Here is a 238-nt window from a genome sequence, read left to right as displayed (position 1 = left end):
ATCCAGATGCCGCCATGACTGGCGTGAAGGGCGGGGTCGGGGGACACGCGTCCGTTCTCGCGGAACGAAGAGTGAATGCGAGAGAATGCCGTGCCCGTCGAGCGTCAGGTCCGGCACCGTCGCGCTCTGCAATGCACCCGCCAGCGGCTCGATCCGGCTGTTCACGTAGCTGCCGGCCGCGGGCGACCAGACCTGATGCACCTGCTGTCCGTCGACAGCGACGACCCAATATTCCGGG

General features: G+C 66.8%; 1 pseudogene. It reads right to left on the bottom strand.

From position 1 onward, the window contains the following. Positions 1-238 (bottom strand): annotated as a pseudogene (locus AC0CH8_RS19115) (hypothetical protein); the annotation flags it as partial.

Source organism: Sphingomonas sp. AC435 (assembly GCF_979253005.1).
This window is presented reverse-complemented; position numbering and strand designations above follow the sequence as displayed.